The sequence below is a fragment of the Trebonia kvetii genome (genome assembly GCF_007827045.1).
Classification (GTDB): domain Bacteria; phylum Actinomycetota; class Actinomycetes; order Streptosporangiales; family Streptosporangiaceae; genus Trebonia; species Trebonia kvetii.
This window is the reverse complement of the sequence record NZ_RPFW01000004.1, coordinates 855,770-862,721: the sequence shown is the minus strand read 5'-3', so window position 1 is coordinate 862,721 and position 6,952 is coordinate 855,770. Positions and strand designations below refer to the sequence as shown.

Below are 6,952 nucleotides of genomic sequence, written 5' to 3'. Positions count from 1 at the left end.
AAGAGCCAAGCCCTCGGCCTGTTAGTACCGGTCAGCTGAGCACCTTGCGGTGCTTGCACTTCCGGCCTATCAACCCAGTCGTCTGGCTGGGGGCCTTACCCACTCAAGGTGGTGGGAGACCTCATCTTGAAGCGAGCTTCCCGCTTAGATGCTTTCAGCGGTTATCCCTTCCCGACGTAGCTAACCAGCCGTGCCCCTGGCGGGACAACTGGCACACCAGAGGTCAGTCCGTCCCGGTCCTCTCGTACTAGGGACAGCCCTTCTCAAGTCTCCTGCGCGCGCAGCGGATAGGGACCGAACTGTCTCACGACGTTCTAAACCCAGCTCGCGTACCGCTTTAATAGGCGAACAGCCTAACCCTTGGGACCTGCTCCAGCCCCAGGATGCGACGAGCCGACATCGAGGTGCCAAACCATGCCGTCGATATGGACTCTTGGGCAAGATCAGCCTGTTATCCCCGGGGTACCTTTTGTCCGTTGAGCGACGGCGCTTCCACATGCCACCGCCGGATCACTAGTCCCAGCTTTCGCTCCTGCTCGACATGTCTGTCTCACAGTCAAGCACCCTTGTGCACTTGCACTCGGCACCCGGTTGCCGACCGGGCTGAGGGTACCTTTGGGCGCCTCCGTTACCTTTTGGGAGGCAACCGCCCCAGTTAAACTACCCGCCAGGCACTGTCCCTGACCCGGATCACGGGCCCAGGTTAGACACTCAAAACGACCAGAGCGGTATTTCACCAGTGACTCCACACGGACTAGCGTCCGCGCTTCCCAGTCTCCCGCCTATCCTACACAAGCCGTCCCAAGCGCCAATGCCAAGCTGCAGTAAAGGTCCCGGGGTCTTTCCGTCCTGCTGCGCGTAACGAGCATCTTTACTCGTAGTGCAATTTCGCCGGGCCCGCGGTTGAGACAGCGGGGAAGTCGTTACGCCATTCGTGCAGGTCGGAACTTACCCGACAAGGAATTTCGCTACCTTAGGATGGTTATAGTTACCACCGCCGTTTACCGGCGCTTAAGTTCTGAGCTTCGCCATTGCTGGCTGACCCGTCCCCTTAACGTTCCGGCACCGGGCAGGCGTCAGTCCGTATACATCGCCTTGCGGCTTGGCACGGACCTGTGTTTTTAGTAAACAGTCGCTTCCCCCTGGCCTCTGCGACCCCACCTAGCTCGGGGAGCAAGTCCCGTCACCGGCTGGGGTCCCCCTTATCCCTAAGTTACGGGGGCAATTTGCCTAGTTCCTTAACCACGGTTCACCCGATCGCCTCGGCATTCTCTGCCTGACCACCTGCGTCGGTTTAGGGTACGGGCCGCGCACGTCCTCGCTGCGAAGATTTTCTCGGCAGCATGGGATCACTGACTTCGCCTTGCGGCTCGGCATCAGGTCTCAGGCTCATGAGCCGCGGATTTGCCTGCGACTCGCCCTACGCCCTTACCCCGGGACAACCACCGCCCGGTACAGCTACCCTCTTGCGTCTCTCCACCAGCTTGCCTACCGCAGGATCGGTTCGCAACCAGGATCCGCCCGAAGGCCTCACCCGAGAGCTTAGCATCACCCGTTTCAGCACGGACGGCCGTGCACGGGTACGGGAATATCAACCCGTTGTCCATCGACTACGCCTGTCGGCCTCGCCTTAGGTCCCGACTTACCCTGGGCGGATTAGCCTGCCCCAGGAACCCTTGGTCAATCGGCGGGCGAGCTTCTCACTCGCCTTTCGCTACTCATGCCTGCATTCTCACTCATGCAGCCTCCACAGCTAGATCACTCTGCTGCTTCACGCGCTGCATGACGCTCTCCTACCCAGCCCGTCATACGACGGACTGCCGCGGCTTCGGCGGCGTGCTTGAGCCCCGTTACATTGTCGGCGCGGAATCACTTGACCAGTGAGCTATTACGCACTCTTTCAAGGGTGGCTGCTTCTAAGCCAACCTCCTGGTTGTCACTGCAACTCCACATCCTTTCCCACTTAGCACGCGCTTGGGGGCCTTAGCCGGCGATCTGGGTTGTTTCCCTCTCGACCACGAACCTTATCGCCCGCAGTCTCACTGCCGCGCTCTGGCTTCACCGGCATTCGGAGTTCGGCTGAATTCAGTAAGCTTGTGGGCCCCCTAGTCCAACCGGTAGCTCTACCTCCGGGAAGGAACACGCGACGCTGCACCTAAATGCATTTCGGAGAGAACCAGCTATCACGGAGTTTGATTGGCCTTTCACCCCTACACACAGGTCATCCCCCAGGTTTTCAACCCTGGTGGGTTCGGGCCTCCACGCGGTCTTACCCGCGCTTCACCCTGCCCATGCGTAGATCACCCCGCTTCGGGTCTACAGCACGCGACTGAACGCCCTGTTCAGACTCGCTTTCGCTACGGCTACCCCACACGGGTTAACCTCGCCACGCACCGTAACTCGCAGGCTCATTCTTCAAAAGGCACGCAGTCACCCCGAAAGGCTCCCACGGCTTGTAAGCACACGGTTTCAGGCACTATTTCACGACTCCTCACCGGAGTGCTTTTCATCTTTCCCTCACGGTACTAGTTCACTATCGGTCACCAGGGAGTATTTAGGCTTAGCAAGTGGTCTTGCCAGATTCACACGGGATTTCACGGGCCCCGTGCTACTCGGGAAATCACTAAGGAGGCCCTGCAGTTTCGCGTACGGGACTGTCACCCGCTACGGCCAGACTTTCCAGACTGTTCCGCTACCACAAGACTTTGTAACTCCTCGCCGCCCCGGCAGAGACGGCCAAGTGCTCCCACAACCCCCATCACGCAACGCCCGCCGGCTATCACACGTAACAGGTTTAGCCTCATCCGCTTTCGCTCACCACTACTCACGGAATCGCTGTTGCTTTCTCTTCCTGCGGGTACTGAGATGTTTCACTTCCCCGCGTTACCACCACACGCCCTATGCATTCAGGCGCAGGCGACACCCCATGACGGGTGCCGGGTTTCCCCATTCGGAAATCCTCGAATCACAGCCCGGTTGCCGGCTCCTCGAGGCTTATCGCAGGCTCCAACGTCCTTCATCGGCTCCTGGTGCCAAGACATCCACCGTATGCTCTTAAAAACTTGGCTACTTTTGCGCACGTACCTATAAATAGGTACGCCAGAAGATTAGATGCTCGCGTTCACTGTGCAGTTCTCAAGATACGGACGGAACAAGGGCCGTCACGATGCATCCGCATCGTTCCGACCCAGGCCGTTCGAGTCAGCGCCCTAAGCGAAGCGGCTGCTTCCTCAGGACCCAACAGCGTGCTCGGAGACCCCCGGGTAGATGAAATCGATACCCAGGAGAAACCGAATAACCAGTGCTCCACTAGAAAGCATGGACGCTCACGCAGGCATTCGCTACGTAAGAGCGCCGGTGCTCCTTAGAAAGGAGGTGATCCAGCCGCACCTTCCGGTACGGCTACCTTGTTACGACTTCGTCCCAATCGCCGACCCCACCTTCGACAGCTCCCTCCCTTACGGGTTAGGCCGCCGGCTTCGGGTGTTGCCAACTTTCGTGACGTGACGGGCGGTGTGTACAAGGCCCGGGAACGTATTCACCGCGGCGTTGCTGATCCGCGATTACTAGCGACTCCGGCTTCACGGGGCCGAGTTGCAGACCCCGATCCGAACTGAGACCGGCTTTCCGGGATTCGCTTACCTTCGCAGGTTCGCAGCCCTCTGTACCGGCCATTGTAGCATGTTTGCAGCCCAAGACATAAGGGGCATGATGACTTGACGTCATCCCCACCTTCCTCCGAGTTGACCCCGGCAGTCTCCAATGAGTCCCCGGCATTACCCGCTGGCAACATTGGACGAGGGTTGCGCTCGTTGCGGGACTTAACCCAACATCTCACGACACGAGCTGACGACAGCCATGCACCACCTGTGACCGGCCCCGAAGGACCCCATGTCTCCATGAGTTTTCCGGCCATGTCAAACCTTGGTAAGGTTCTTCGCGTTGCGTCGAATTAAGCAACATGCTCCGCCGCTTGTGCGGGCCCCCGTCAATTTCTTTGAGTTTTAGCCTTGCGGCCGTACTCCCCAGGCGGGGCGCTTAATGCGTTAGCTGCGGCACAGACCCCGTGGAAGGGACCCACACCTAGCGCCCAACGTTTACGGCGTGGACTACCAGGGTATCTAATCCTGTTTGCTCCCCACGCTTTCGCTCCTCAGCGTCAGAACAGGCCCAGAGAACCGCCTTCGCCACCGGTGTTCCTCCCGATATCTGCGCATTTCACCGCTACACCGGGAATTCCGTTCTCCCCTGCCTGCCTCCAGCCTGCCCGTATCCACTGCAGGCCCGGGGTTAAGCCCCGGGATTTCACAGCGGACGCAACAGGCCGCCTACGAGCTCTTTACGCCCAATAATTCCGGACAACGCTTGCGCCCTACGTATTACCGCGGCTGCTGGCACGTAGTTAGCCGGCGCTTCTTCTGCAGGTACCGTCTGAATTCGCCCCTGCTGAAAGCGGTTTACAACCCGAAGGCCTTCATCCCGCACGCGGCGTCGCTGCATCAGGGTTTCCCCCATTGTGCAATATTCCCCACTGCTGCCTCCCGTAGGAGTCTGGGCCGTGTCTCAGTCCCAGTGTGGCCGGTCGCCCTCTCAGGCCGGCTACCCGTCGTCGCCTTGGTGGGCCGTTACCCCTCCAACAAGCTGATAGGCCGCGAGCCCCTCCCTGGCCGAAAAACTTTCCACCCCCCACCATGCAGTGAGGAGTCATGTCCGGTATTAATCCCCGTTTCCGGAGGCTATCCCAGAGCCAAGGGCAGGTTGCTCACGTGTTACTCACCCGTTCGCCACTAGGTGCAAGCACCTCGTTCGACTTGCATGTGTTAAGCACGCCGCCAGCGTTCGTCCTGAGCCAGAATCAAACTCTCCGTTGAATGACTGACACCAGCCAGACCCGAAGGCCCAACCGGAAAACAGAAACCCAACCATGAGCAAATCATGGCTAATATCCGTGGAACCAGTCACAAAGACCAGCCCCGACGGGGGTTTGTACATATATCATGCACTGGCTTTTAGCACGCTGTTGAGTTCTCAAGAAACAGACGCTCTGCGTTTTCCGAACTTTCGTTCTTCGCTCGCGGCGACTCTTTAAATTTACCCTGTATTTCCCGCTTGTCAAATCCGCTCCAGGTTCGACTTATTCGAACCTTTTGCCCTGATTTGGCATTTCAGGATTTCCCGAGCCATCAGCATACCGCCTGTTTGGAGTGGTGTGACACGCACACGCGGCTCCGCTGAGGCTTGCTAGCGGGTGGCTCCCCGGGTCCGGGCCCGCCTTGCGGCGTTCCCTCCCCCTCGGGGCAAGAAGAACCTTACGGGTCCCAGTCACCCTCGTCAAATCGTTCCTGAAAACTTGGTATCCCCGGTCCCGGGTTCGTTCAAACCTCAGCGAACGCCCGGCACGCGACGGTTGCTCCTGCCCGCTGAACGAGCAGGTCAGGAGCAAGATACTACAACGTGTCACGCGACATCACAAGATGTCACGAGTCGAAACCGAGACCGAGACGGTCAAGCAGGCGCAGCCACGCGTCGCGCTTGCCCTCGTTCCTGTCCGCCCGCGCGATCGACGAGCGGGTGGCCTGGATCACGCCGGACCGCAGCGGCTCCGGGGGGAAGGGCACCGGCTTGGACCTGGCCAGTGTAAGCCGAACCCGTTCGGTATCAAGATTGTGCAACTTGTCGAGCAGGACCTGGGCGCCGAACCTGGTGGCACCGACGCCGAGCCCGGTATACCCGGCCACGTAGGCGACCCGGCCGCCGTGCGCGGTGCCGAAGAACGCGCAGAACCGGCTGCAGGTGTCGATCACGCCGCCCCAGGCGTGGCTGAAGGACACCCCCGCGAGCTGCGGGAAGGTGTCGAAGAACTGGGCCGCGAGCACGACGAAGGTTTCCGGGCGCGTCTCGTGTTCCGACCGGACGCGGCCGCCGTTGTAGTAGACGGCGTCGTAGCCGCCCCACAGCACGCGGTTATCGCGGGTCAGCCGGAAGTAGTGGAACTGGTTGCCAAGGTCGGCCGCGCCGCGCCTGTCCCGCCAGCCGAGACTGTCCAGCTGCTCCGCCGACAGCGGCTCCGTCATCAGCACGTAGTCCCAGACCGGGATCACGTAGGCGCCGATCCTGCGCAACAGCTTGCCACCCGGCACGCCCGCGGCGAGCGCGACCATGCCGGCACGAACGCCGCCATAGGGGGTGCGCAGCATCATCGCTCTGTCACCGGATGGGCCACCCGACGACTCTGGGGTAAGCGACGTCACCGGGGTGTGCTCGAAGATGCGCACCCCCGCGTCCAGGCAGGCGCGGCGCAGCCCCCAGGCGAGCCTGCCCGGCTCCACCAGGGCGTTGCCCGTCGTGAACTTCAGTCCGCCCTTCCAGAGCGGCGAGTTGAGCTCGCGGCGCGCCGCCGGCCCGTCGAGCACCTCGACGTCGTGGCCGAGTTGCCTGGCGGCCACCGCCTCCTCGTCGAGTCCCTCGACCTGCCAGTCGGCGGTGCCGAACGCCACCTCCCCGGTCGGCGAGAAGTCACAGTCGATGCCGCGGGCGGCGATCGTCTCGCCGATCTCGCGGAGGTTCTGCTCGCCGAGCTTCTCAAGCAGCGGCATCTCATCACCGAAGCGCTCAAGACCGTTGCCGATGCCGTGGGTGAGGCTCGCCGAGCAGAATCCGCCGTTGCGGCCCGACGCGGCCCAGGCGACCGTCTTCGCCTCGAGCAGCACGACGTCGAGGTCGGGGAAGCGCTCACGGGCGAGCAGCGCGGTCCACAGGCCGGTGAACCCGCCGCCGATGACCGCAAGGTCCGCCGTGACGCTGCCCGCCAGGGCGGGGAGCGGCTCGGGCGCGTCGGGCTGGTCCAGCCAGAAGGAGCGCGGCACGGCGTGCGCGAGCGACCGCGCGATGGCCGGGTCTACCGCGGTGGCGGGGGCCTTTTGGGTGATCATGGGTCGACTTTCGCACATCG

General features: G+C 61.5%; 1 protein-coding gene and 2 rRNA genes. All 3 read right to left on the bottom strand.

Annotation, left to right across the window (positions count from 1 at the left end):
- Nucleotide 1: 1 nt before the first annotated feature.
- The 3 genes from EAS64_RS23880 to EAS64_RS23870 all read right to left on the bottom strand — a co-directional run bounded on the left by EAS64_RS23880 (nt 2) and on the right by EAS64_RS23870 (nt 6,932).
- Nucleotides 2-3,068, bottom strand: a 23S ribosomal RNA gene (locus EAS64_RS23880).
- Nucleotides 3,069-3,368: 300 nt separating this feature from the next.
- A 16S ribosomal RNA gene (locus EAS64_RS23875) occupies nt 3,369-4,871 on the bottom strand.
- The 16S and 23S rRNA genes sit together here, the layout of an rRNA operon.
- 606 nt (nt 4,872-5,477) lie before the next feature.
- On the bottom strand, nt 5,478-6,932 hold the full coding sequence (locus EAS64_RS23870; protein ID WP_145856201.1) for an NAD(P)/FAD-dependent oxidoreductase: 1,455 nt from the start codon (nt 6,930-6,932) through the stop codon (nt 5,478-5,480).
- Nucleotides 6,933-6,952 lie beyond the last annotated feature (20 nt).

What these genes read in the sequence shown, in the direction of transcription:
- EAS64_RS23870 (WP_145856201.1), bottom strand. Translation starts at nt 6,932, where the DNA reads ATGATCACCCAAAAGGCCCCCGCCACCGCGGTAGACCCGGCCATCGCG.